20 protein-coding genes and 1 pseudogene are annotated in these 26,634 nt (G+C 43.4%); 13 read left to right on the top strand and 8 right to left on the bottom strand.

From position 1 onward, the window contains the following. Positions 1-3 precede the first annotated feature (3 nt). Positions 4-1,131, bottom strand: coding sequence for a hypothetical protein (locus F6K63_RS24890; protein ID WP_287313387.1), 1,128 nt, complete (start codon positions 1,129-1,131; stop codon positions 4-6). A 359-nt stretch (positions 1,132-1,490) separates the two neighbouring features. Here F6K63_RS24890 and F6K63_RS24885 point away from each other — a divergent pair, with 359 nt between their 5' ends. From F6K63_RS24885 to F6K63_RS24875, 3 genes are all read left to right on the top strand, one after another. Next, entirely contained in the window at positions 1,491-1,706 is a 216-nt protein-coding gene (locus F6K63_RS24885) for a hypothetical protein (RefSeq protein WP_131827014.1), read from the top strand. Between the two features lie 178 nt (positions 1,707-1,884). Beyond that, positions 1,885-2,301 (top strand): hypothetical protein, encoded by a 417-nt coding sequence (locus F6K63_RS24880; protein ID WP_131827015.1) that lies wholly within the window; start codon positions 1,885-1,887, stop codon positions 2,299-2,301. An 81-nt stretch (positions 2,302-2,382) separates the two neighbouring features. Further along, positions 2,383-3,570 (top strand): GNAT family N-acetyltransferase, encoded by a 1,188-nt coding sequence (locus F6K63_RS24875; RefSeq protein ID WP_008181473.1) that lies wholly within the window; start codon positions 2,383-2,385, stop codon positions 3,568-3,570. 238 nt (positions 3,571-3,808) lie between these two features. Here F6K63_RS24875 and F6K63_RS24870 read toward each other — a convergent pair whose 3' ends face one another. Then, positions 3,809-4,819 carry an Rpn family recombination-promoting nuclease/putative transposase gene (locus tag F6K63_RS24870; protein WP_287313386.1) on the bottom strand — a complete coding sequence of 337 codons (1,011 nt, stop codon included), beginning with the start codon at positions 4,817-4,819 and terminating at the stop codon, positions 3,809-3,811. 320 nt (positions 4,820-5,139) lie between these two features. Here F6K63_RS24870 and F6K63_RS24865 point away from each other — a divergent pair, with 320 nt between their 5' ends. The 4 genes and pseudogenes from F6K63_RS24865 to F6K63_RS24850 all read left to right on the top strand — a co-directional run. After that, entirely contained in the window at positions 5,140-6,462 is a 1,323-nt protein-coding gene (locus F6K63_RS24865; RefSeq protein ID WP_287313385.1) for a P-loop NTPase fold protein, read from the top strand. A 645-nt stretch (positions 6,463-7,107) separates the two neighbouring features. Further along, entirely contained in the window at positions 7,108-7,683 is a 576-nt protein-coding gene (locus F6K63_RS24860) for a Uma2 family endonuclease (RefSeq protein WP_044492501.1), read from the top strand. A 195-nt stretch (positions 7,684-7,878) separates the two neighbouring features. After that, positions 7,879-13,707 (top strand): tetratricopeptide repeat protein, encoded by a 5,829-nt coding sequence (locus F6K63_RS24855; RefSeq protein WP_287313384.1) that lies wholly within the window; start codon positions 7,879-7,881, stop codon positions 13,705-13,707. Positions 13,708-13,906: 199 nt separating this feature from the next. Next, a pseudogene (locus tag F6K63_RS24850) lies at positions 13,907-14,299 on the top strand (P-loop NTPase family protein); the annotation flags it as partial. 17 nt (positions 14,300-14,316) lie between these two features. Here F6K63_RS24850 and F6K63_RS24845 read toward each other — a convergent pair. Next, the gene (locus F6K63_RS24845) at positions 14,317-15,519 is read right to left on the bottom strand and encodes an RNA-guided endonuclease InsQ/TnpB family protein (protein ID WP_287313382.1); all 1,203 of its coding nucleotides are present in this window, start codon (positions 15,517-15,519) and stop codon (positions 14,317-14,319) included. Positions 15,520-16,120: 601 nt separating this feature from the next. Here F6K63_RS24845 and F6K63_RS24840 point away from each other — a divergent pair. The 4 genes from F6K63_RS24840 to F6K63_RS24825 all read left to right on the top strand — a co-directional run bounded on the left by F6K63_RS24840 (position 16,121) and on the right by F6K63_RS24825 (position 17,232). Beyond that, positions 16,121-16,267, top strand: coding sequence for a hypothetical protein (locus tag F6K63_RS24840; RefSeq protein WP_287313381.1), 147 nt, complete (start codon positions 16,121-16,123; stop codon positions 16,265-16,267). Between the two features lie 38 nt (positions 16,268-16,305). Beyond that, on the top strand, positions 16,306-16,563 hold the full coding sequence (locus tag F6K63_RS24835; protein ID WP_287313380.1) for a hypothetical protein: 258 nt from the start codon (positions 16,306-16,308) through the stop codon (positions 16,561-16,563). Positions 16,564-16,741: 178 nt separating this feature from the next. Beyond that, positions 16,742-17,071, top strand: coding sequence for a hypothetical protein (locus F6K63_RS24830; RefSeq protein WP_287313379.1), 330 nt, complete (start codon positions 16,742-16,744; stop codon positions 17,069-17,071). A 14-nt stretch (positions 17,072-17,085) separates the two neighbouring features. Next, positions 17,086-17,232 carry a hypothetical protein gene (locus F6K63_RS24825; protein WP_287313378.1) on the top strand — a complete coding sequence of 49 codons (147 nt, stop codon included), beginning with the start codon at positions 17,086-17,088 and terminating at the stop codon, positions 17,230-17,232. Positions 17,233-17,250: 18 nt separating this feature from the next. On the opposite strand, the gene F6K63_RS24820 is transcribed toward F6K63_RS24825, so the two are convergent. The 5 genes from F6K63_RS24820 to F6K63_RS24800 all read right to left on the bottom strand — a co-directional run bounded on the left by F6K63_RS24820 (position 17,251) and on the right by F6K63_RS24800 (position 23,753). Continuing rightward, positions 17,251-19,323: a heavy metal translocating P-type ATPase gene (locus tag F6K63_RS24820; RefSeq protein WP_287313377.1), complete on the bottom strand. Its 2,073-nt coding sequence runs from the start codon at positions 19,321-19,323 to the stop codon at positions 17,251-17,253. 245 nt (positions 19,324-19,568) lie between these two features. Beyond that, positions 19,569-19,964, bottom strand: a complete 396-nt coding sequence (locus tag F6K63_RS24815; protein ID WP_287313376.1) for an ArsR/SmtB family transcription factor — start codon at positions 19,962-19,964, stop codon at positions 19,569-19,571. A 505-nt stretch (positions 19,965-20,469) separates the two neighbouring features. Further along, the gene (locus tag F6K63_RS24810) at positions 20,470-20,724 is read right to left on the bottom strand and encodes a hypothetical protein (RefSeq protein WP_287313375.1); all 255 of its coding nucleotides are present in this window, start codon (positions 20,722-20,724) and stop codon (positions 20,470-20,472) included. Between the two features lie 679 nt (positions 20,725-21,403). Next, on the bottom strand, positions 21,404-22,753 hold the full coding sequence (locus tag F6K63_RS24805) for a TIGR03279 family radical SAM protein (RefSeq protein ID WP_287313374.1): 1,350 nt from the start codon (positions 22,751-22,753) through the stop codon (positions 21,404-21,406). Positions 22,754-22,766: 13 nt separating this feature from the next. After that, positions 22,767-23,753 (bottom strand): undecaprenyl-diphosphate phosphatase, encoded by a 987-nt coding sequence (locus F6K63_RS24800; RefSeq protein WP_502708354.1) that lies wholly within the window; start codon positions 23,751-23,753, stop codon positions 22,767-22,769. Positions 23,754-24,466: 713 nt separating this feature from the next. Between F6K63_RS24800 and F6K63_RS24795 the strand changes: the two genes are divergently transcribed. Together F6K63_RS24795 and F6K63_RS24790 are read left to right on the top strand one after the other, a co-directional pair. Continuing rightward, positions 24,467-25,108, top strand: a complete 642-nt coding sequence (locus F6K63_RS24795) for a DUF3120 domain-containing protein (RefSeq protein ID WP_287313413.1) — start codon at positions 24,467-24,469, stop codon at positions 25,106-25,108. Between the two features lie 320 nt (positions 25,109-25,428). Further along, a complete protein-coding gene (locus F6K63_RS24790; RefSeq protein WP_008181506.1) occupies positions 25,429-26,469 on the top strand; it encodes an adenylate/guanylate cyclase domain-containing protein in 1,041 nt (346 codons plus the stop codon). Positions 26,470-26,634 lie beyond the last annotated feature (165 nt).

Here is a 26,634-nt window from a genome sequence, read left to right as displayed (position 1 = left end):
CCATCATCGCTTTTCCATTCCTGCGATCGAGTCACTCTTCCAAGGAGAAATTAAAACAATTAATCGCCGGAATAGGTAAGTAATCATTCTTTTTGAAAGGTATGGTGTCAGGGATTTTAATCCTTCTCGCTGGACTTTTCTGAGGTAAAAGACAATTCCTCTGAAAAAATCATGCCAGCGTCTCCCCCAGTATTCTTTCTGAATTCCACCTGGATCAAGACGTATATTGTATGGATTGTAATTATATATATTTAATGAATTGAGTTGAGTTAGACCTTCTTGAGCGGCAAACTGTTCATAAGTGATGCCATTGTTCCGAAACTGGGGATTAGTATCGGGATAAATCCATTCCGATACCATCCAATCTTGACTAGCAAACAAGAATTCTGCACAGTTTTTCGTTACCTGAGCATATTTCAGTCTAATCCCAATGGGAATTTCAGCCCAAGGACCATGCTGCCAGACGAAATCTGGGTCAAAAAATGCTTTAAATGCCACGTCTTTGCCATTAATTCTGAGGCGAGCTACCCGACCAACCATGCCAGCTCCAGCTATTTCTACCTCAACTTTCATTCCCCCTGTAGATAGCATTTCAGGATGAATTGGAGCTGGTTGTGTAGGCAAATCCTGGGAGGGCAAATCCTGGTATAGCATGGCCTTGGAATATAACCCCTTGGGGTTGACTTCTAATTTTTCTCTGGAAGGCTTCACCTCTCTTGGTGCGCTTTCCCTAGGTCGGGAAACCCGACCGGGGTCGCACCGCTCTACAACAGATTTTGGACTGTGCTGACATACTCTGGTTTTTTTTACTAAAACAACTGTCTTGTTTACCCTACCTAATCTAAGCCGCACTCTTTTTAGGTAGAGTGTGACTCGGTGTCCTTCTGAGGAGGTACTACTGACATAGTTGGCTAATTTGTCGAAAAATTGTCTTAACTCTTTGATGGTAATCCCGTTAGTTACATCCAGTAGCTCGGAAGGTGGTGGATAAAAGTATAGCTTTTTTTGACCAGTAGATTTGATCACCTGTTGGCAGAGGGCATGAAATTTCCTGGGAGACATCAGTTTTTGCTGAGCCTGACGTATAATTGGTGCGACGAGCGATTCCTCCCACTGCTGGTAATCTGCCATGGTATTATCCTTTTTATGCCAAATTTATTATTATCTACTGTTTTAACTATCTTTGAGATCTAAACTTCACACTTTTTAACGATTTTGGTGAGGGGTGAGGGTTGGTGGTCAGTAATCGTAAGCATTCAGCAATCAGCCTTCAGCCTTCAGCCTTCAGCCTTCAGCCTTAAGCCTTCAGCCTTAAGCCATTCCCCTAGCGTGCCCATAGGCCAAGGCTCAAGCTAAGGAAACAGCAGACTTAACTCAGATTAAACAAATGCTTACCTCTTTTATTCAAAATGCTTTCCTCATCAATAAGAATGTGCATAACCCATGAGCTGATACGCGACACGCTGATAGCTGTTCGCACCTCAAGGAGCGTGGCCATTCGCGTAGCGTGGCCAACGGCCAAGGCCAAGCGTGCGCGTAGCGCATTAGCTGAATGCTTACGTTCCTTTGGAACCGCTTCGCGATCGCATAAAAATACCACCAGAGAGGGGGGTATGGGAACATTCGTTAAGGTAAGCTACGTCTATCTCGTCTATCTGTGTAAGTATTTAGCGATCAGTTATCAGCTATCAAGGATGGATCTTTAGTTCGACTCTCTTGGTGCGCCTTCCCTAGGTCGGGAAACCCGACCGGGGTCGCACCGCAAAAACACCTGACTAAAAAGGTGAAACAAACCTAACTAAACGCCTTTAGCTGATAGCTGACGCTTTTACCTCATCTATCGCTAGCTGAAATAGCATTGCTCTTCCACAGGAGGTCAGCAATATGAAATTCTCAATTGTGCTTCTCACAGGACTGATGGCTCTAGTGCCTGTCGCTCCAGTTAAGGCTGAAAGCGGTGCGACCCCGGTCGGGTTTCCTGACCTAGGGAACGCGCACCAAGAGAGTCCCATCGTTGTTGGGGATAGTAACCGAGACGTTCTCATCTCTTCATTCGGGCGTAAATACAAGAATCGTTCACGCCGCAGGCGTCGGCGCATCTATTATCCCAGGCGTGGGCGTGGGCGGGTGCGCATCTATTCTCCTAAGCGTGGGGGGGTGCGAATCTATTCTCCTAGGCGTGGGCGCGGGCGAGTCTATTATCCCAAGCGCAGGGACGATGAAATCTACTATCGTAACCGTAGGGGAGTAAGAATATATTCTCCCAGGCGCAGGCACGATTCGATTTTTTATCGTTACTAAAAGATTCAAATCCGATTGGTATCGATCACCATTAAGGGAAGTTTGTATTATAGTAGTATATGTAATACAAACTTCTTTAATATGACACTTGGGTTGGACTATAGTCCGGTTGACAACTCACAAGACCTTGAGCAGATTGGGGTGATTATATCTCAGTGCTTTGGGGTTTCCGTAAGTGACTGTGAGGCTTACATTGAGCGTATTGGTACTGAAAACTTTCGCATCATTCGCCAAGCTGGAAATGCGATCGCTCATTTAGCAATTTATCCGATGGCACAATGGTACGGTGGTAAACCTGTGCCGATGGCAGGAGTTGCTGTGGTTGGTGTAGCGCCAGAGTATCGCGGTCAAGGGGTAGCTTACCAATTAATGGCTGAGACTATCATGCAACTCCATGACCAGGGCGTGCCAATTTCTACTTTATATGCTTCTACTGACACCCTATACCGGAAAGTAGGCTATCAACGAGCAGGAAACCGTTGCCTGTGGAAATTGTCTACCAAAACGATTTCGTTAAGCGAACGCAATCTTCCCATGCATCGAGTGGAGCCAGAGAATTACCAGATCTTCGAGGAGATCTATCACCAACAAGCTCAAGCCAACAATGGGAATTTAGACCGCCATCACGCTATCTGGAAACATCTGGTGAAACCAATAGTAGCAAAACCAGAAGAAACTATCTATAGCTATCTGATTGGTTCAGAAACTCTACCGGAAGGTTACATTATTTTTACTCAACAGGAAGACGATCACGGGCTTCGGATTACGATTGACGATTGGGCATTGCTGACCACAGCTGCTATCAAGCGTTTTTGGACTTTTATCGCTGATCATCGCTCCCTAGTCAAGCAGGTGTATTGGTATAGTTCTCCCCATGACCCGTTAATGTTACTGTTACCAGAACAAACGGCAAAAATTGACACTCGATATTACTGGATGTCACGAGTGATTGATGTTCCCAAAGCCTTAGAAAAGCGAGGTTATCCGGTAGGAATTGATGGGGAATTACACTTAGAAGTTGAGGATGATTTGATTAGTGCTAATAACGGTAGATTCCGTTTACGTGTTAATCAAGGGCAAGGTGAAGTTACTCCAGGAGGTAATGGGGATCTTCAAATTAGTATCCGAGGCTTAGCGTCTTTGTATACTGGTTTATATAGTCCTAGACAACTGCAACTTACCGGTTATTTGAAAGCCACAAACGAAGCTTTGTCAGTAGCGACATTATTGTTTTCTGGATCTGAACCTTGGATGCCAGATATGTTTTAATATAAGCAGTCAGCGCTCAGCGCTCAGCTATCAGCTATCAGGTTATGGGTCACAGGCTAGAAGCCTGTGCCACGATTTGTCAGAGGCTTGTTATATCATATTCAGATAATAATTTATCAAAAAACATAGCTTACTTCTGGTAAGTAATTTCCATCTTCATCCCCTGTTCCCTGTTCCCTGTTCCCTGTTCCCTGTTCCCTGTTCCCTACTATTTATAAATGTTCAACCGAACATGATATTACTCTTGAGTTGGATTCAACCAAGCTCTTAAATCCTCAAGATTAGAGAAATCTAAACAGGCTTCACTCAACTCTTCCAACTGCTCCAGTGATAGTTCACTAATTTGCTGTTGCAGTTCACTGGGTATTTCTCCTAAGCTACGGGTTAGCAGACGGAGGATCAGTACTCGTTCTCGTTGTGCTCCTTCTTCTCGACCTTGTTTTAGCCCTTCTTCTCGACCTTGTAGCAACCCTTCTTGTCTAGACGTCTCGACAATATTATTCATGTCTCGGTAATATTTGAGACTATTTTGGTAGTTATCCTGTTCAGTGCGAGAAAAGTTAGCAATTTCTGCCACGTCAAACAGTTGATTAAAGATTGACTCTTGGAAAGGTTGAGGGCGATTGTTTAATTCTGAGAGATTTTTCAGGACAAACAGCCATTTATCAAAATGTGTTTCTAATTGGTCTATAGTTTTGGTAAATTTGGGCAACTCGATATAGCGGTGCGACCCCGGCGAGGTTTCCTCGCCAAGGGAACGCGCACCAAGAGAAAGGAATTTGAGTTTATCATAAAACACCTGACAATCCTGATTTTTTAGATCCACAGTATGTAGGATTGTCTGATCATTTTTATGGTCGTCAAAAACAAAATCTAACACCCCGACAGTATAAACCGCCTTTAATTGATAATCCCAATCGCCTTTTTGCGCTTGTTCTTGGATTGGAAATGTGGAATAGTAAACACTTCTATCTTTAAAGAAGTTTTGTTTGGCTTTTTGAATCTCGACTATAAAACGTTCCCCAGTTTTGGATTGACAATAGATGTCAAAAATTCCTTTGCGGTCTACAGGAGTGTTTCCTAAATTTTCCGTATTCTTGAAGGTGACATCTTCAATGTGATGACGGGGTGGTAAAAGGGTGTTTAAAAAATCAATAAGTAGCCCTTTATTTGGCTCAGTACCAAAGACACGCTTAAAGCCAAAATCGGTGAGTAAACTAATGTACTTATCTTTGAGTGGATAGGCCATGACACTGCTAGAGCAATCGCCCCATTGATGCTCATGTATGAATGGATTTATTTGATTAAATTATACTATATTTTTGATAATTTTGCAAGTTACAAAACCAGTATAAAAACACTTTTATTTAAATCAATAAAAACTGAAATAAATGTCAAAATTATCTGAATGCTTCTAATTCACTGAAAAATTAAGTTATTCTAACTCCTGACTCCTGACTCCTGACTCCTGACTTATTCAGGTATAGTGTTTATGATAGTTATCAAGTACATCTAAATTTTATTCCCTACTCCCGACTCCCTACTCCCTACTCCCTACTCCCCTTAACGATGAGCAACGCCAAGTATTGGAAACCAGCTTACCAACTGTTTAACCCAGATAAAGCCCTGACCACACCAGAGGAAATGAAAGATTTTTATATCCAGCGCACCGATAGTCCAGTAGAAGATGTAATCACTACTCTGGAAGTGGAAGACCAGCCAGTTAAGTTTTTATTAGCTGGTCATCGGGGCAGTGGAAAAACAACGGAATTGCGACGCATTCAACAGGAGCTAGCAGAAAATTATGCTGTAATCTGGGTTGATACGGCAACAGCTCTCGACCTGTATAACATTGGTTATGCTGAGGTGCTAGTCTTGATTGGAATGGAGGTTTGTCGCCAAGCCATTAAACCAGGCTGGTGGTCAAATCGGGCTCAGCACTTACTGGATGATTTGGAAAATAGCCTGACTACCGTAATTTATCAAGATAAAGAAACGGAGAATTATGGGTTAGAGTTACCAGAGGTTTTGAAAAAAATGGGGTTAATCCTGAAACGGGGATTAACTCGAGAAATGACCAAAATTATTGAGGTTCGCCCTGTTCTTAGTGACATCATTGCTCGGATCAACGCTATTATCAAAGCTGCTGAAAAAGACCGTAAGCAAAAATTATTGGTAATTGTAGATGGTCTCGATCGCCATGATTTGAAAACCGCTCTGGAAATGTTTGCTAGTCCGCTCCTGACAGAATTAGAGTGTCATATCATCTACACCATTCCAATTTCTTTACGATATTCCCCTAGCTTTCAGCAACCGAGAGAAAGCTTCCAATGTTTGGATTTGTATAATTTGCCTGTATTTGAATGCCATTGGCCTACGGCCACGCTACGCGATCGCAATTCTGGTCCCACCTCAACCCCTAACCAAGTTGGTCGAGATATCTTGAAGTCTGTGATTACCAAACGATTAGCTAAAATTAACGAGACGGATCTATTCACTCCCGATGCCCTAGAGCTATTATCTGAGAAGAGTGGTGGTGTGATCCGGGATTTAATCCGACTAGCGCGGGGGGCTTGTCAGGTCGCCCTGAAGAAACGAAAGGAATATGTAGACACAACCATTGCTAAGGAGGCAATTCAAGAAGAACGCAAAGCCTATACTATCAACGACTATCATTTTCCGGAATTGGCTACTGTTCACGAAACTGGTCGCTTAACTACCAATACCCATCATTTGCCCAAGCAAGGCAACATTGTGATTTGTGATGAACTTTTACAAAATAAGTATGTCTTAGGGTATTACGGTGACCATACCTGGTTTGATGTGCATCCGATTATTATCGAAGACTTGGAACAGTGGCAAGCTAGTCAGAATTCAGCTGTTAGCTCTTAGGTTTTAGGTAAGCATTCAGCATTCAGCATTCAGCATTCAGCATTCAGCATTCAGCATTCAGCATTCAGCTATCAGGGGCTTGTGGCCAACCTACTTGAGGTAATTTTGGCGTTGCTGATTCTGGGTATGGTTTTGCCCCCCTAGGGTGTGTTTTCAAAGTTTTCCGCAAGATATTAGATCCCCCCCAGCCCCCCTTATTAAGGGGGGAGCCATACTCAAAGTCCCCCTTTTTTAAGGGAAACGGGGGTACTCGGAGTTTGAAGACACGCCCTAGCCCCCCAATTTTGGGGGGAACAAGACTTTCAAAGTCCCTTCCGGTGCGCTTTCCAATGGGCGAGTAAATCGCCCTTGGGTCGCACCGCAAAATTGGGGGATTTAGGGGGCTTGACTAAAACCAGATGTCCGCGCATTCATTCCTTGATTCAGCAACGCCGTAATTTTGAATAAAATAAGCTGTTCGCTTAGCTTGAGCCTTGCCCTATGGCCACGGGACAGGAATGGCTGACAGCTGACTGCTGACGGCTGAATGCTTACGTAGCGTGAGCTAAAAGCGGACGGCTGACGGTCTAGGCTTTGGGTTTTGTTAGAATTAAACAGCCCTGCTTAAAAAGGGGGGAAGGGCATGGGTAATCGGGAATGGAAGCAATGACACAGACACTCTCAAAACCAAAAGACCAACGGCTGATTCACTCTGGGATGAATTGGCAACAATTCAAATTACTGGAACAGAGCTTTGTTGATTCACCAGGAATACGGTTATTCTACTACAGAGGAGAAGTAGAAATCTTGGCAGTTTCTCAAGACCACGAAACCTTTAGCCGCTTGATCGGGATTCTGTTAGCTATCTACTTTGAAGAAAAGGGAATTGAGTTCACCCCTACAGGAAGCTTTACCCAAGAAAAACCAGGGGTAGCCTCAGCACAAGCGGATGAGTCTTATTGTATCGGAAAGCCAAAGAAAATTCCAGACTTATCTATCGAAGTAGTTTTTACCAGTGGTAATCTCTCCAAACTCAATCGCTATCGGGAGTTGGGTGTACCTGAAGTCTGGTTCTGGGAAGATGGTCTATTTACCTTACATCATCTCAGAGCAGACGGTTACGAACGAATTTATACCTCAGAGGTGTTACCAGACCTAGATATGGAGTTGTTAACTAGGTCTGTAGTAATGGCGTCTACAGTTGAGGCAATGAGGTTTTTCAGAAAGGCAATTTCTGAGTAGTCGCGATGGTAATGGGTAATAGGGAATTTAGAATTTAGAATTTAGAATTGATAGGGTTTCTTGCATCTATTATGAGGTACTCTTCTCAACCTCATAAATCCAATAAATTAACGATTTTTGTGAATACTAATCCTCGCTCCCACACTCCCCATCTCCCCATCTCCCCATCTCCCCACTCTCACTCAAGATTCACCCATGGAAACAGCCCCTGACCCATTGACGCCTGCTGACCATAATGAGCTGGATAGCTTAGTCACGACTCTAGCACTATCTAGTGGCACCACCATTATTTTTGCTATTGCTCCCGAAAGTGGTCCCAACCATCCGGTGGTGCAGCAGTTTACATCTGTTGTTAATCAAGAAGCCTTTAGTGAGGAAGAGTTTCAGGTTCGCAACTTTTTCTACAGTCAGGATTCTTTAATTAATTTTCTATACCGTCTCAATCCCGTTGATCAAGAGACCTCTGTCAACACTCCTGCTCCCAGTCGTCCTCTGATCATGGCCTTCGGGATTGATCAGTTGGAGATACCTCGTCGCATCAAAGAGCTAAAACGACTGAATGTCGGTAGAGAATCCCTGTTTGAGCGAGACATGGTATTGATGTTTTGGCTCAATAAACCACAATTTTTGGATGAGTTTCGCCTCCGGGCTCCGGATTTCTGGGATTGGCGGGAGCAGATTGTGGAATTTCAAACCCATCCCCCCCTGGCACAGTTATTTTATCCCTATCTGGATTGGTTAATTGCCCAGAATTCTTATCTCAAGTTTAGTGGCGTGATGCAGGTGCAGCGCCAAGTCGATATTTTTCTGGATCAGGTTTATATTTCCCTCAAGGCTGAACGTCAGAAGCTGGTGGTTGATAGCTCCGATGCTAGGCATTTATCTAAAGCTAATTTATCTAGCCCTTCGATTAGGTTTGATGAGTTTGAAGCAATACCCCAGGATATCGATATCTCTAGCAGTACTAAAACTATTCCGGAAAAGGTTGATTTAGCGAAAGCTATACAGGATAGTCAGTATAGCGTGATTTTGGGAGACCCTGGTGCTGGGAAAACTACCCTGCTGAAATATCTAGCGCTCCATTTTGCCACCGCTCAACGGGATGACCAGAAAACGGTATTGGCAGGGGAGGCTAACGAGAATTTGGGGCAAACTCGCTTACCGGTGTTCTTTCGGATTGCTGATTATGCGGAACGCTTGGCAACCCAATCCGACTTGAGCTTGCAACAGTTTCTTAGGGAATTCTCTCAGCAGTGGCAAAGTGAATTTACAAATCAGACTGATAACGAACTTAGCAATAGCCCCCTAAATCCCCCAATTCTGGGGGACTTTGATAGCATTTCCCCCCAAAATTGGGGGGTTAGGGGGGCGGGGGACTTTGATAGCATTTCCCCCCAAAATTGGGGGGTTAGGGCGTGTTTTCAAAGTTTTCCGCAAGATGATGATCCCCCCCAGCCCCCCTTAATAAGGGGGGAGCCATACTCAAAGTCCCCCTTTTTTAAGGGGGATTTAGGGGGATCTCCGAGTTTGAAGACACACTCTAGGGGGGCAAAACCAAGTCAACTTTGTAGATCCGATAATACTACAACCATTTTTGAGCATTTATGTCACAAACTCCATAGTGGGATGTGTCTAGTGCTGTTGGATGGCTTAGATGAAGTGTTTAATCAGGAAATACGCCAACAGATAGTTAACCAAATTGAAGAGTTTGTTACCAAATTCCGTGATAACAAGTTTGTGATTACTAGCCGGATTGCTGGCTATCGGGAGGTTAAATTAAGCCAACGGTTTTCCCATTTCACCATTACTGAGATGGAACCGGAACAGGTGGAGCGGTTTCTGGACCGATGGTGTTTAGCGGTGGAAAAAGCTCAAAGGCCGGATGCCAGTAAGCACTATTGGCAGCAGGAAGCGGATCATCAAAGTCGGGAACTTAAGGAGGCGATCGCAGCCAGTGAGGGAGTCAAGCGTATGACCGGGAATCCCTTATTGTTAACGATTTTGGCATTAATTCACCGCAATGGCTCTCGCTTGCCCAATCAACGGGTAAAACTCTATGAATTAGCGGTCCAAACCTTGACCGAAGATTGGCAATTGAGCAAAAAATTGCCTGGTGTTGAGACCGTAGTGCTCAAAGAAAGTCAGGTGATGGGACTGTTGGCTCCCTTGGCTTACTGGATGCATGAACAGAAACCCTCGGGATTAGTCAGTGAACCAGAGGTTAGGGAAAAACTCGCCCAAATCCATGGGAAGTTCAATGATGAAGACCCGGATTCCCAGAGTGTGCAGTGGCAAATTAATGATTTTTTGCGCAGGGTCAGGGAAACAACCGGTTTGTTTGTGGAACGTGCCCCTGGTAGTTATGGGTTTATGCATCTGACCTTTGAAGAATATTTTGCCGCTCGGTATATTGCAGATAATGATGTTAGTGAGATTCTCGATATTATTAATTCCCATCGATATGAAGCCCGTTGGGATGAACCAATTTTGTTAGCCTTAGGGTATTTGGGCAGTGAGAATCCCAGACGGATTAATAAGTTAGTTCCAAAGTTGTTTAAACCCTTAGACGAGTATCAGCCTAGGATTGACGATGGCGAAATTAAGATTAGAAAAACCTCATCGAAGGATGTGGTTTTAGTTTGGCCAGTTTTAGGGGAAGATTCAACCGTTTCATATCGGGAGTCCCCATCGGTATTGCAAGATTTACTGTTTGCGGGTCAGGTTTTAGCTGATGTTGATGTCAACAGCAAGATTCGAGCCAGGGTGATTCAGCAGTTAGTCTCGACTTACTTGGGATTAGATGAAGACTTTGAACATGAAACTATTAAGGAATTGTTGACCAGGCTACGGGAGATTGAAAGATTTAATCAGAAGGATGAAGTGATTAAGTATTTCAAAGAAGCAGCTAATAATTTAAACCTAAATGAAGAGAGATGGGTAAAGACTAAGTTAGCAAGTTTATACGTAGCTTGTGGTCAAGCGGGAGAAACCTTAGTTAGTGGTGTAAATGAATTTGTTCAACAGCTAGTTAACCAAGCAGAGCCTAAGCTATTCAATAATCTGATCGATTTAGTGACAGATCTAGGGGAAGAGATGACCTCAGCTCTGGAAGCAACCAGACAACATCCGATTCGGGATCATGGAAGTCAACAAGCCATAGAGTTTGTGACAGCACTGTCTTACCTCCGCCCGGATAACTATAATCAGGCTATTGGGATTTTAGAGGAGATTAATCAAAACCCAGATAGTCCAATCAAAGGTTATATTGCTTGGGCAATAGCTACCTGTTACCGGAAAAAGGAGGAATATGATAAAGCGATCGCATTCTACCAAGAAAGCCTTGACATCAATCAGCAATTGGGGAACCAAAAGAATGTAGCCGATTTGTGGTCTTGGCTGGGTATTTCTTATCGAACATCCGATAATTATCAGCAAGCTCTCGATTGTCAACTCAAAGATTTAGCCATCCGTCAACAGCTTGATGACACACCAGAAAGAGCATTAGCTTACTATCAACTAGCTAGAATCTATCAAGCTTGGGGTAAGTATGACGAAGCGATTCGATACCACGAACAAAGCCGTGAACTCTATCACCAGTTGGATTTACAAAAGGATGTCGCCGATTCCTGGTATTGGCTAGCTGATTGTTATCGAGACTGGGGTAAATATCAGCAAGCTGTCGATTGTCAACTCAAAGACTTAGCCATCCGTCAACAGCTTGATCACCAATCAGATGTAGCATTAGCCTACTATCAGCTCGGTAGAATCTATCAAGATTGGGGTCAGTATGATCAAGCGATCGCATGGTACCAACAAAGCCGTGAACTCTGTCAGCAGTTGGATAAACAGAAAGATGTCGCCAATCAGTGGTATAGGCTAGGTGATTGTTATCGAGACTGGGGCAAATATCAGCAAGCAGTCGATTGTGAACTCAAAGACTTAGCCATTCGTCAGCAGCTTGATGACCAACCTAGAATAGCATTAGCTTACTATCAACTAGGTAGAATCTATCAAGATTGGGGTCAGTATGATCAAGGGATTCGATACCACCAACAAAGCCTTGACCTCTATCAGCAGTTGGATAACCAAAAGAATGTAGCCAATCTGTGGTATTGGCTAGGTGATTGTTATCGAGACTGGGGCAAATATCAGCAAGCAGTCGATTGTGAACTCAAAGACTTAGCCATTCGTCAGCAGCTTGATGACCAACCTAGGATAGCATTAGCCTACTATCAACTAGGTAGAATCTATCAAGATTGGGGTCAGTATCAAAATGCGATCGCATACTACCAACAAAGCCGTGAACTATATCACCACTTGGATAAACAAAAGGATGTCGCCGATTCGTGGTATTGGCTAGGTGATTGTTATCGAGACTGGGGCAGATATCAGCAAGCTGTTGATTGTGAACTCAAAGACTTAGCCATCTGTCAACAGCTTGATGACCAACCTAGGATAGCATTAGCCTACTGGAAGCTCGGTTACATGTATCAAACTTGGGGTCAGTATGAAAATGCGATTCGATACCACGAAAAAAGCCGTGACCTTTATCAGCACTTGGATTTACAAAAAGATGTCGCCAATTCGTGGTTATTCCTAGCTGTTTGTTATCGAAACTGGGGTAAATATCAGCAAGCTATTGATTGTCAACTCAAAGACTTAGCTATCCGTCAGCAGGATGACCAACCAAATATAGCATTAGCCTACAATCAGCTCGGTAGAATCTATCAAGATTGGGGTCAGTATCAAAATGCGATCGCATACCACCAACAAAGCCGTGACCTTTATCACCAGTTGGATAAACAGAAAGATGTAGCCAATCAGTTGTATTGGCTAGCTGATTGTTATCGAAACTGGGGTAAATATCAGCAAGCTGTCGATTGTCAACTCAAAACCTTAGCTATCCGTCAGCAGCTTGATGACCAACCTAGGATAGCATTAGCCTACTGGAGCCTAGGTAGAATCTATCAAAATTGGGGTAAGTACGACCAAGCTATACGATACCACCAACAAAGCCGTGACCTTTATCAGCAGTTGGATTTACAGAAAGATGTTGCCGATTCCTGGTATTGGCTAGCTTTTTGTTATCGAAACTGGGGTAAATATCAGCAAGCGGTTGATTGTCAACTCAAAGACTTAGAAATGCGTCAGCAGCTTGATGACCAAAAAAATCTTGCTGATGCTTACTATCAGCTTGGTAGAATCTATCAAGATTGGGGTCAGTATGATCAAGCGATTCGATACCACCAACAAAGCCGTGACCTGTATCAGCAGTTGGATTTACAAACAGATGTAGCCAATCAGTGGTATTGGCTAGCTGATTGTTATCGAGAATTAGATGATTACACAACAGCCATTGACTATTACCAGCAAAGCCTAAATCTCCATCAACAACTTGGTCAAAATGAAAAGATTGCTAATCGGTATCGAAAAATTGGTAACAGCCAACGCCTCCTAGCCAGAAATACTCCAGACACAACCCAAGCCCTCCACTTACTCAGCCAAGGGGAGCAAAGTATTGGTCAAGCCATCGAAATTAGTAAAGCTAACGACTACAAAGCCAACCTAGCCTACAACTATACCGCTCTTGGCTTACTCTATTCCGAACGCTTGCGCCGATTACCCTCCAACCACGCTACTTTACCGGAACAGATTGAGCAATTTGAAACCAACTACACCATGGGCTTAAGGTTACTTTCAGAACTTGGAGAAATTGTCGATAGGGCGGAAGAAATTCTAGATATGTCCCGAGCTTACCTAGAGGTTAATGTCTTAGAAAACCTTGACCGAGCGGAAGCGTTAGCCATGGAATCTTTACAAGTCTTCCTAGACTACAACCGTCGGAAACTACAAGCCTCGGCTCGCCAGCTCTTAGGGGAAATTTACTTGCGTCGTGTTGAGGGTAATCAACCGAATGCTAAAGCAAGGGCTTCCCAATTTTTTAGTGAAAGTTTAGAATTTTACCGGACCTTAGATATTCAGGGAAAAGTGATAGAATTGGAGCAACAATTAAAGGGAATTTAGAATTTAGAATTTAGAATGGAGAATTTAGAATGGAGAATTTAGAATTTAGAATTTAGAATTTAGAATTTAGAATTTAGAATTTAGAATGGAGAATTGGGAACAGTATAGCGTTTTTTAGCCTAATGAGGTACACAGGATTTTTCCCTGTTCCCTCTTATCTGTTCCCTGTTCCCTGTTCCCTGTTCCCTACTCCCTAACTATGAAGAGAGTTGCAGTATTTGGCAATGCTGGCGCTGGCAAATCGACCCTCAGCAAACGTTTAGCGGAAATAACTGGATTACCCCTGGTACCCCTCGATCTCATGCAATATAGACCGGGCGGTGCTGAGGTGCCCCATGCCGAGTTTAAAGCCGCCCATGATCACCTCTTGCAACAGGAGCAATGGATCGTTGATGGATTTGGCTCACTCGATACGGTGTGGCAACGGCTAGATGTAGCCGATACCCTGGTCTATCTCGATATGGCTGTGCTGCGACATTACTGGTGGGTCACAAAGCGATTTGTTAAAAGTCTTTGGGTACCACCGGAAGGCTGGCGTGAAAATAGTCCCCTAGTAAAAGGCACACTGAATTCCTATAACACGATCCGGCTGTTTGACACTCCCCATAGCTAGAAGCTAGGGGATTCTCGGTTCAACGAGTCAACTTGCTCAACCAGGTCGGAACCAAGAAGAGTAGAGGTCGATTCTCCCCGAGCGTTTTGGAAAGTTCCCGTGTGCCCCACGGTACTTAAGGCTCTAGTTAGGATGTTTTTGGCGGCATTATGGTCGCGGTCTAACCGGCACCCACATTTGCAGACATGGGTTCTAGTTGACAATGACTTCTTGACTACTTCGCCGCAACTAGAGCAATTTTGGCTTGTATAGGCAGGGTTAACTGCAACAGTTATTCTGCCAAACTTTTGACCAAAATACTCTAGCCATTCTCGGAACTGATACCAACCTGCATCATTAATAGACTTGGCGAGACAGTGGTTTTTGAGCAAGTTCTTAACCCTTAAATCTTCGTAGGCGACCAGGTCGTTAGACCGGATTACGCAACGCGCCAGTCTCTTGGCATGTTCTTCACGCTGCCTACTTATTTTAAGGTGCTGTCTACCTAGTCTGTTAATCGCTTTTTTGCGATTGGATGAGCCTTTCTTTTTCCGAGAAATTCTACGTTGATAAAACTTTAAACGTTTTTCCCCTTTTCTATAAAACCTGGGATTTGGTTCTGAACATCCATCAGAGTCAGTGTAAAACTCTTTTAGACCTACATCTAAACCAACGGAGAAACCTGTAACTTCCAACTGTTCTGAGTCATCTACTTTGACGCAAAACTGGACGTAATATCCATCAGCTTTTTTGACTATACGAATCCGTTTTATTAGCTTTTGTTCGAAACGCCACAAGTCCCAGGTACCTTTGAGCTTGACCTGTCCGATTCCTTTTTTATCGGTAAACTTTATCGACTTCTTATCTGGGGACAGTTTCCATCCAGATTGCTTATATTCGACTGACCTAGAATACTTTTTAAAGCGAGGATACCCTTTCTTTCCAGGAACCTTTTTCTTGCAGTTGTCAAAAAATCGCTTGATAGCACGCTCTACGTTTTCAACAGAAGCTTGACAAGCATGACTGTTGAGATCTTTGACAAACTTAAATTCATCCCTTAACTGAGTGTTGTACCGGTAGAGTTCTTTCTTCCCTGTCCCGCGATTGTCCATCCAGTACCGAAGTACCTTGTTACGGACAAAGCGAGCTGTTCTAATAGCTTCATTTATTGCCAATTTTTGATGCTCTTTTAAAACAGCTTTGAACTCCATAACTAACACTCAAAATTACCTCCTTGATTCGTTGGTTTTATTTGTTAATATAGTCGATATTTTAGCACAAAATTTCCTGGACTGTCAGGGAATAAATTCCTGTTCGGGCTAACCCCATGGTTTGAAGTTACCGTAAGGAGAGTGGAGCCTTAATCAATAAGTTTTAACCTTTTTATGCATAGCCTGCCAACCATAAAGGCTCCACTCTCCTAAGGTTTCGTCTCCGGGATAGAATCCAGGGGCTTGCGCCCTCAGGATTTTCGGTCATAAAAAGCTAACGCCCAAATACCGCACTTATGTGGAAGCGGCTAAAGCAACAAAGCAGGTTTACCATTTGCGATCGCCCCAAGAGGTAAAGCATTTTTTGCAAACTATGGTCACCGAATTTGAAAGGTAGCTGAATTAAGGAATGAATGCGCGATCATCTGGTTTTATTAAAGCCCCCTAAATCCCCCAATTCTGGGGGACTTGTCTTGATGCAGTCGCTCATGGGGGAAACCCCCAAGACCGCGCTGCATCGCTTGATAGTTTTGTTCCCCCCAGAATTGGGGGGCTAGGGGGGCGAAACCATACCCATAATCAGCAACGCCATAATTTGAAAGGTAGCTGAATGATTACCTCCCAACACCATGATAAATTTGGATGGTTTAAGGATGACCCGACCTTTGACGATCTACAGGCTGAAATTGCTGCCTATCGGCAAGAAATCGATCAAGAGATATTGATTTTACCAATTCTATCCCCTGATTGTCTATAATATAGTTGCCCATTGTTATCGTTGCTGGGAATGTGACCATGACGACTTTAGTAAAAACTCAAAAAATATATGATGAATTTATTAATTTTATTGCTCAAGGAACTAGCCCAAAAAGTGTAACTAAGTTTCAATATTCGGAAGCTACAAAAGAACAGATAGACGATTTAGTGGAACGAGCAAAATTAGGAGATTTATCCCCATCTGAAAAAAACGAACTTGAACAGTTTTTAGTGGTCGAACATCTGATTAGATTGGCGAAAGCTAGAGCTCATCAATACCTTAAATCTGTCTCTTAAGTATAGAGAGAAGTATATAAATAAATTAATTATGCCTAGACAGTACATGACTAAAGAACTGAAACGATTAGTCAGTCAGCGGGCTATTTGTCTTGACACCCTGTTTACTTTCTAGCCTTGTTGTTACCACCTCAGCTAAAATTGAAATAGCGACTTAATATGAGCAGGAGATAGGGTCATGATTTATGAAGTTATCCTCAGTAGAGAAAACGATAAATATATCGCCCGTGCCAAAGAATGGCCCGAAGTCATGGTTGTAGAAAATAGCCGTGATGCTGCCATCAATCAGCTTAAAGCTCAACTACTTGACTATCTAACGAATCAGGTTGAAGTAGTTGAAGTTGACATTCCCCTACTAGGGAAGACAGGAAATCCTTGGCTGGATAAATTTGGATCGTTTAAGGATGACCCGACCTTTGAGGATCTACAGGTTGAAATTGCTGCCTATCGGCAACAAATCGATCAAGAGATATTGATGTTTCCAACTCTATCCCCTGATTGTCTATAGCGTTTATCATAGCTATGAGGTACACAAGATTTTTTCACTCTTGCCTCTTGCCTCTTGCCTCTTGCCTCTTGCCTCTTGCCTCTTGCCTCTTGCCTGCTCCCTACTCCCTGCTCCCTGCTCCCTGCTCCCTGCTCCCTAAAAAATGTACCTTACTTAATTGAAAATCGCTATACTCATCTTCAATTCTCCCTTATCTGCAATACCCGACTAGCATTAATAATCGCTAATAGAGCCACTCCCATATCAGCAAATACAGCTTCCCAAAGAGTTGCTACGCCCATCGCACCCAGGGCAATAAAGACGACTTTCACTCCCAAAGCAATAATAATATTTTGCCAAACAATACCTAGGGTTCGGCGGGCGATGGCGATCGCTTCTGCTACTTTAGAGGGAGCATCAGTCATAATTACCACGTCGGCGGTTTCGATAGCAGCATCTGAGCCTAATCCCCCCATAGCTATACCCACATCAGCACGAGCAATTACTGGTGCGTCGTTGATGCCATCTCCCACAAATGCGGTTTTATGGTTAGTTTGGTTTACTGCTGTGAGGATCTTCTCTAAAGCATTCACCTTATCCTCTGGTAAAAGTTCGGCTTGAAAATCATCTATCCCTAGCCTTCGAGCCATAGTATTAGCTATGGTTTGACTGTCTCCGGTCAGCATCACAGTTTTAATCTGCTGTTGGTGCAGTGCTTGGATAGCATTGATGGCATCTTCTTTGAGTTCATCGGCAATTAAGATACGCCCACTGTATTCACCATCCACCGCTAAGTGAGCTACCGTAGTATCAGCCACACAGACATCATGGGAAATTCCCTCTCGATGGAGTAAGCGATCGTTCCCTGCGATGACAACTTTTCCATTAATTTGGGCGAGAATACCCTGTCCCGCAATTTCTTGATAATTTTCAACCTTAGAACTGTCAATCGGTTTGCCATGAGCTTGTCGAATCGATTGAGCGACGGGATGATTTGACCCAGATTCTACATGAGCAGCTAATTCTAGTAGTTGCTCTTGACTCAAACCATTATGGGTAATAATATCGGTGACTCGAAAGTTTCCTTTAGTAAGGGTGCCAGTTTTATCAAAGACGACGGTTTTCACCTGAGTTAAGGCATCCAAAAAGGTAGAACCTTTAATCAAAATACCGCGCTTGGCTGCCCCTCCAATACCGCCAAAATAGCCCAAAGGAATACTAATTACCAATCCACAGGGACAGGAAATCACCAATAGCACCAAGGCTCGATAAGTCCAGGTACTGGCGCTTGCTCCGGAAATCAGCAAAGGTGGTAACAGGGCAATTGCTAAGGAAAGAAACACCACAACGGGAGTATAGTAGCGGGCAAAGCGAGTAATAAACTTTTCCGTGTCGGCTTTTTTGCTTCTGGCGTTTTCCACCAAGTCCAAAATTCTGGCAATGGAAGACTCGTCAAAGGGCTTAGTAACGCGAATGGTTAGCCCTCCAGACTGGTTAATCATCCCTGCTAACACCAGATCTCCTGTTACAACCGTACGGGGGACTGATTCTCCTGTGAGGGCAGAAGTATCCAGTTCGGAACTTCCTTCAATAATCTCACCGTCCAGGGGAACTTTCTCCCCAGGGCGTACCCGAATCATTTCTCCAACAGCAACTTGATCGGGGGAAACAGTTTTTATCTCGCCGTTAACTAGTAGATTAGCAGTATCGGGACGCACTTCCAGCAAGGCTCGAATCGAACGACGCGATCGCCCCACCGCAGACCCCTGTACCAATTCTCCCACCTGGTAAAACAACATCACCCCCACTGCTTCCGGTAGTTCGTGAATAGCGATCGCGCCTATGGTGGCAATGGTCATCAAAAAGTTTTCGTCAAAAATCCGACCCTGTAGGATATTTCGCCCCGCAGTGGTTAGCACTCCCCAACCACAGAGTAAGTAAGCAGGAATCAAGATGGCATATTCAGCTATGGCAAAACGAGTCTGATGTAAACTATCTTGAAAAATCAGTCCGATTAACAAAAGAGGAGTAGCGATCGCGACCGCTCTTAATTCGCGCCACAATTTAAATTCATTCTGTCCTTGAGTGTTGCCGCAGCAGTGATCATGGGTTGTCACCTCCTTTCTTTGAGTGTTGCCGCAGCAGTGATCATGGGTTGTCACCTCCTTTCTTTGAGTGTTGCCGCAGCAGTGATCATGGGTTGTCACCTCAGCAACCGCTTCAACGGAATGCCCAGAGTTGCAGCAGTCTTGATGATGATGGTGTTTTGCCATAGCAATATCTAACTGTGAACATCTCCTGAATATCTGAAAGACTATTCAGATGAAAGATTATTCAAATTATATAGTAAGTAGCTGTGCAAAATAAATTATTTACAGCGTTTTATCATAATTATGAGGTACACATTATTTTTTATATGTTTCGATATACCAGGCTTACTAGTCCCTAAAACCCAGATATTTGTACCTCAGAATTCGTAAAATTATATATTACTTCTTTCCCTATCTGTGCTCAATAATCAACTTTGATCAAGGTGTTGAGCGACCTCTCGATAAAAAGTCACAATATGTTCATCGGCAAGGCTATAGTAAACGTTGCGACCTTGACGGCGATATTTGACTAGCTTTTGCGATCGCAATACTCGTAGCTGATGAGATACTGCCGATTCCCCCATTTTTACTATCGCTGCTAAGTCGCAGACACAAAGCTCTTGCTGTGCCAGGGCTGAAAGCAACTTTAGCCGATGGGGGTCGGAAAGAACGCTAAAAAACTCTGCCATCTGTTGCGCTTTTTCCGTTGCTAGAACCTTACTCTGTACCTGCCACACATTATCTAGATGAACTAGGGACTCATCACAGCTTGGAGCATCAGAAGAGTAGACAGTTGGTTTATTTAAGGAACTAGAATCGGCCATGATCAATTATATTTACTATTTAATCTCTAGATCTATGATACTATAGCGTTTCCCGCAGTTATGAGGTACAGTTTTCTTTTACATTGATTCCCTGTCTGATGCGCTCTTACCATTAAGAATTAAATTCGCTCAAGGTGCGACCCGAACGCGCACCTTGAGGCAAAGCCGACGCGGGGCGCGTTCGGGTCGCACCTCTTGATGCAGCGCATCGCTATTCCCAATTCCCGATTACCTACTCCCAATTACCGATTCCCGATTCTAAATTCTAAATTCTAAATTCTAAATTCTAAATTCTAAATTCTAAATTCTAAATTCTAAATTCTAAATTCTAAATTCTAAATTCTAAATTCCCTACTCCCTTAAAAAAAAATAGCCGCAGAAATACTATCCACGGCTAAGAAATTGACCATTAGTGATTCCGTTTTCAACCCTATCGGGACCTGCTCCCATGGGAGCAGACTCGATGATTTTGCCAGGGGGCAAAGCCCCCCAGAAAGTTAATCCGTTAACCCAAAGTTAGGTACTTCGTCATCATCGTAATAAATTCCCCAGGAATCCCCGTTGGTTGCAAAGGACTCCACTCAGAAATCTCGGCATAACGCAGCGCATAGAGGCTATGCATCGTGTTAATTATAGCCTTGCGGGAGCCCTTCAAAATGTGCTGAACAGGGTATTTTTTTGGAGAAGATTCCTGAGGATTATAACTAGGAGTTATATCCTCAGGGTTGTTTTCAGGGTTTGGGCGAAATTCGGAATCCATAAGGTTCACCTTTGGTTTAGTGATTATACTATAATCATAACGATTATAAATTATTTTGTCAAGGGTTTTTAGAATTTTTTTTTTGGGAAAGGTAATTGAAATAAAATGTACGGTAACGGAATGGAAACTGATTTTTTTAGGAGTAGTAAAAAAAAGATATCAGGAAGCAGTAAATAGTTATATATTTATGATTGATGACTGATTAGGTAAGCTAGCAGCCATCAGCTATCAGCTATCAGCTATAACTATTTGCGATCGCAAGACTGATACAGCGCTTCTCTTATTAATCAGGTACACAGGATTTTTTCCCGATTCCCGATTCCCGATTCCCGATTCCCGATTCCCGATTCCCGATTCCCGATTCCCGATTCCCGATTCTAAATTCTAAATTCTAAATTCTAAATTCTAAATTCTAAATTCTAAATTCTAACTTCTAAATTCTAACTTCTAATATTAGCTATAACTATTTGCGATCGCAAAACTGATCTAGCGCTTCTCCCATTAATCAGGTAAACAGGATTTTTACCTATTGCTAGCTTGCCTCTTGCCTCTTGCCTATCCCCAATTCTAAATTCTAAATTCTAACTTCTAACTTCTAACTTCTAACTTCTAACTTCTAACTTCTAACTTCTAACTTCTAAATTCTAACTTCTAACTTCTAACTTCTAACTTCTAACTTCTAACTTCTAACTTCTAACTTCCCTATTGCCCCATCGATCAATTCCTCAACACCATTAACCGGAATAATCGGAGTCTTGAGCTGATCAGCCACTTCTGCCACAGTCATATCATCCAGAAACCGGGTATCACCATGCTTAAGCATCAACCCAGGTAACAGAATCATTTCCCCTAAATCTTTTCCTGTTAATCCCTTCAGTAAATCCTGTCCAGTCAGCAAGCCAGTAACCGTTATCTCCTGACCCCAGTAATCACTAGATAACGCAACCATGTTAATCTCCAATCCTGCCACAGCATTGAACCGCTCTACCACAGGTTCAAACGCTTTTTCCACCGCATTACCCACCACCCAAGTCCCCCGCCGGGGGATTTCTAGACCCTTAGGCAACCTTTCAGTAGCAGCAGTTTGGAATTGTTTCAGGAACAGACGAATCGAACCAACACCATTTCCAATTTGAGGGTAGTCTCCATAATCCGATTCTGTCGGTAACTCTTCTCTAGCAATCAAAAACCACTCATCGGCCAACCAAGCAAAGGTAGACCCCAACTCGTGCTTAAATTTCTCCTGAAGCCTTTGAACCTGACCAATCACTTCCCTTGCTTTGTCCCCAGTAACACTAATTAGTTCATCCTCCTGGGGTCGAAATCGAGTCAATCCCACCGGTACTACTGCCGTTGAAGCCACTGCGGGCAGATCATCGGTATAGAATTGCGCTAAATCTAGCAGAGTACGTTCTAAGTGAATGCCATCATTAATCCCAGGACACACCACTACCTGGGCATGAATTTGCAGCCGTCGCTCCTGAAACCACCTTAACTGCTCTAAAATTTGCCCAGCCCGAGGATTTTTCAGTAACCGTATGCGCACATCCGGTTCAGTAGCATGAACCGAAACATAAAGAGGAGATAGACGCATCCGTTCGATCCGATCCCACTCGGTTTGAGTCAGATTGGTCAGAGTTAAGTAAGACCCATAGAGAAAACTAAGCCGATAGTCATCATCTTTGAAATAAAGGCTTTGGCGCTTACCTGGTGGTTGTTGGTCGATAAAGCAAAATGGGCAACGATTATTGCACTGAATCAAACCATCAAATAACGCTGTCTCGAATTCCAGCCCTAAATCGTCATCATAGTCTTTCTCAATTTCGATCACATGAGTCTTACCCGCCCCATCCAGCACTTCCAGTTCTAAAATTTCATCCGCACACAGGAATTGATAATCAATCAAATCACGGGGATGGCTACCATTAATCGCAACAATAGAATCCCCTGGTTCAAATCCAATCTCAGCGGCAATGGAGTTGGGAAGAACCTTTGTGATTAATACTGGACGAATCGAGCTTTGACTCATTCACTTGCGGACGCTAACTATTTTGTAACAGCCCAGTTATGATACCACCTAGAATTGCTATCCCAAACAATAACCGATACCAGACAAATATCCAGACACCTTTTTTCTTGAGATAGCTGATCATCCATGCGATCGCTACGTAGGAAAATACTGCGGATGAAATCACCCCTACAATCAGTGACATTGCGCCAGCATCCCCGATGCCATCTTTGAGCAAACCGACTAACTCCACTAAACCAGCTAAGGTAATTGCCGGGATGCCCAACAAAAAGGAAAATCGTGCTGCGGTTGCTGGTTCCAAACCCATGAATAAACCAGCAGTGAGAGTTGAGCCAGACCGGGAGACACCAGGCATTAAAGCCAACGCCTGAGCCAAGCCCATCCCGATCCCATCTTTAAGACCTAAATCCTCAAAGTTACGCTTACGCTTACCCACCACTTCAGAAACACCCATCAACAAACCCATCACAATCGAGACATAGGCGATTGACATGGTACTCCGTATCGGAGAATTGTCATAATCAGGGATAAAGATTTTAATCAGCAGTCCAAAGAACACAATGGGTAGGGTTCCCAACGCAATTCCCAGTGCCATCTGGAAGTCTTGGGATTGGTAATCGGATTTACGGATAGCTGTGAATGCGCCAGTAGTGACTTTAGCCAAGTCTCCCCAGAAGTACCACACCACCGCCGCAATGGAGCCTAGTTGAATCACAGCTGTAAACGCAACCCCTGGATCACCCCAGCCTAATGCCACAGGTACCACTTTTAAATGAGCGGTGCTACTAATAGGCAGGAATTCCGTAAACCCCTGTACAAAACCCAGCACCACCGCCTGAAAAATAGTCATGTGGGGGGTAGTAATTGTGGCAGTGGTACTGGTTGAGGATAAGACATCTGGGGCAGGAGTTGTGGCGAGAACCTTCAAGGGGAAGGTAAGGCAGGCGCTAAGGACAGCAATGATAGAAAAATTGATAAATTGACGTTTTGATAAGACCATTCTTTCCCCTATTGAGGTTGCTCCAGCTGAATCAGCCAGCCTTAATTCAATCGGTATTCTGGCATAAGTTACCAATAATCGCCAAGGGAATCTGGATGCTTAGCAAACTCTTTATCTTATCCCAATTCCATTCCATCTTGATCTTTAATCCTTAAACCTTAATATTTCATCCTTTTTGGGAATCGGGAATCGGGAATCGGGAATCGGGAATCGGGAATCGTGAAAAAGTCGGCGTTGCTGAATTAAGGAATGAATGCGCGATCATCTAGTTTTATTAAAGCCCCCGTTGGTCCCCCAAGCGAGCAATCCCTCGCTTGGGGGACTTTGAGAGTTTTTCCCCCCAAGCGAGCAATCCCTCGCTTGGGGGGCTAGGGGGGCGAAACCATACTGAGAATCAGCAACGCCAAAAAGTCTAGCAATAGCCATGGCCCTATCGGTAGCGCACCACTAATGGCTTGGCAAATCTTAATTTTTCATTAGTTTTTGAATTTATCCTTCAGATTAGATATTTCAACCCTTGCCATAAACCACCACATTCAAGTACTCTTACCAATATGCCCCTAGGGGGGATATTGGTAATGATATATTAAGTTGAATAAAGATAATTAAAGATAAATAACAAAATTTTGTTGAAAAATACTTGGTTTTCTGGTATATCCCCAAGGAATTCTAATAATTTAGGGCAACTACTTCTATCGATACCCCCTAGGGGAGTGAGTAATCCTCAAGGATGGCTATTATTTGCTGCCGCCTCCTTCCTGGTTTCTGTGCCAGTGTTCTTCCAAGCTCCCCTAGTGCGCCTTTTCCCACTGTTGAGTTTAGTCATCACCCTGGCTTGGGTGTGGCTAGGGATAAAACTGCTCCAACGTCCATCAACCCAAGTCTGGGGTGACTTGCTGTTGGGATTTAGCTGGAGTTGGCTGGCTGGTTCACTATATTGGGGTTGGTTGCGCACTGAACCTCTACTGCATTTACCGGTAGAGGCAATTGGTCTACCATTCGCTCTGTGGGGATTGTGGCGGGGTTGGGGAAAGGTAGGAAATCTGTTTTACTTGGGTTCGTTATTCGGTACAGCCATGACCGACATCTATTTCTACTTGACGAATCTAATTCCCTACTGGCGTCAGGTGATGGTAGTAGAGCCAGTACTGGCAAAACCAGTCTTTCAAAATGCGATCGCACAAGTCCAAACTCCTTGGGGAATTAGCTGGGCAGTGGTTTTGGTTGCTACGCTAGGAATAGTTGGTCTTTGGTCATTGACAAAAGAACAGCCCCATTGGTGGACGTTTAGTGGAGCCGTTTTGAGTACAATCGTGGTAGATAGTCTTTTTTGGTTGGCAGCTAACCTAGCATGATGACTCCAGACACTGACCCTAAAAGGTACAGTGTGGGCTTCTTCGGAAGCCTTATTCATTTATTTATATATAGATATTTATATATATATATAAATATTAGGTAAGTTTTGACCATTGTCATTGTGATGGTTATTCCGAAATGACTCCATCATCCTGTGAATGTATCTACTAGGGTCAGCTTCTGAGTCTTGCTGGGTTTTTGACAGCAGCATACTCAAGCTCGATTAGCAGTAACTAGTCAGTAACTTATTGCTGCTATTGTTTCTCCAACTTCTGCGCTATCCTTCCCTGATCAGGGGAAATCTTGGAAAATTGATGCAATGATCAACCTCTCCGTTAACCCTGTTGTTGCTCCTATATCTGTGGTGACTTTGCGATCCACCCCTTACCTACTTATGCCTACCGACTCTGACGATCAGTATATGCCATTAGTTGGTAGTAATTGCTGGACCGTCGGTCGTAGTTATGATAACAATTTTGTACTTTCAGATCGCTGGATTTCCAGAAACCATGCGATGTTGCAGTGTACCGAAAACGGTGATTTCTATCTTATTGATTTAGGCAGCCGTAACGGTACATTTGTCAATGGACGCAGAGTCAGTATTCCGGTGACCTTGCGCAATGGCGATCATCTTACCTTTGGTCAGACAGAATTGGAGTTTTATTGCCCACCCAAGGCTCATAAAACTGAACCATCCGAACCTATACATAAAGATACCCAAACGTCAATATTGCACGTGCGCCGCCTGATTTCTGTGATGGTGGTGGACATCCGAAACTTTACCGTACTCACCCACCAGTTAGATGAAACCACCCTCTCAGTGGCAATTGGTAGTTGGTTCCGGGAGTCTGGAGAAATTCTGAAAAGGTGTGGCAGTTGGGTAGATAAATACATCGGTGACGCGATTATGGCGATTTGGTTTCATGGCTCTCAAGGGGTCAGTGATCAAGAAGCCATGAGTATTTTGCAAGCAGTCAATGACCTCAACAAAATGACTACCAATCTCTCTAAGGAATATCCTCTGCCCTTCCCACTGCGAATTGGTACTGGAATCAACACCGGTTATGCTATTGTTGGTAACACCACTGGTAGTGGCGATCGCCCAGAATACACTGCTGTTGGGGATACTGTAATTGCCGCTTTTCGCCTCGAATCTGCCACCAAGGAACTTGGTCTAGATATTGCCCTAGGGGAGGATACATACCGTTACGTTTCTAAAATCGGAAAGTCTGAGCTTAACTTCAAGCAACACACTGTAAATCTCAAAGGTTATGATAATTCCACTATTACCTACGCTGGAACCTATGGAGATTTAGATAATTTCTTGCGAGTTAACTCTACTATACCAATTGTTGAATAAGCTTTAGGAAAAAGTATCACTCATTTTGGTAAAGGTTAGTAGAATTTAGAATTTAGAATTTAGAATTTAGAATTTAGAATTTAGAATTTAGAATTTAGAATTTAGAATTTAGAATTTAGAATTTAGAATTTAGAATTTAGAATTTAGAATTTAGAATTTAGAATT

It is taken from the genome of Moorena sp. SIO1G6 (assembly GCF_010672795.1).
In the GTDB taxonomy this organism is placed as follows: Bacteria; Cyanobacteriota; Cyanobacteriia; order Cyanobacteriales; family Coleofasciculaceae; genus Moorena; species Moorena producens.
Note: the sequence above shows the minus strand (reverse complement) of the source record. Positions and strands in the feature narration are given on the sequence as shown.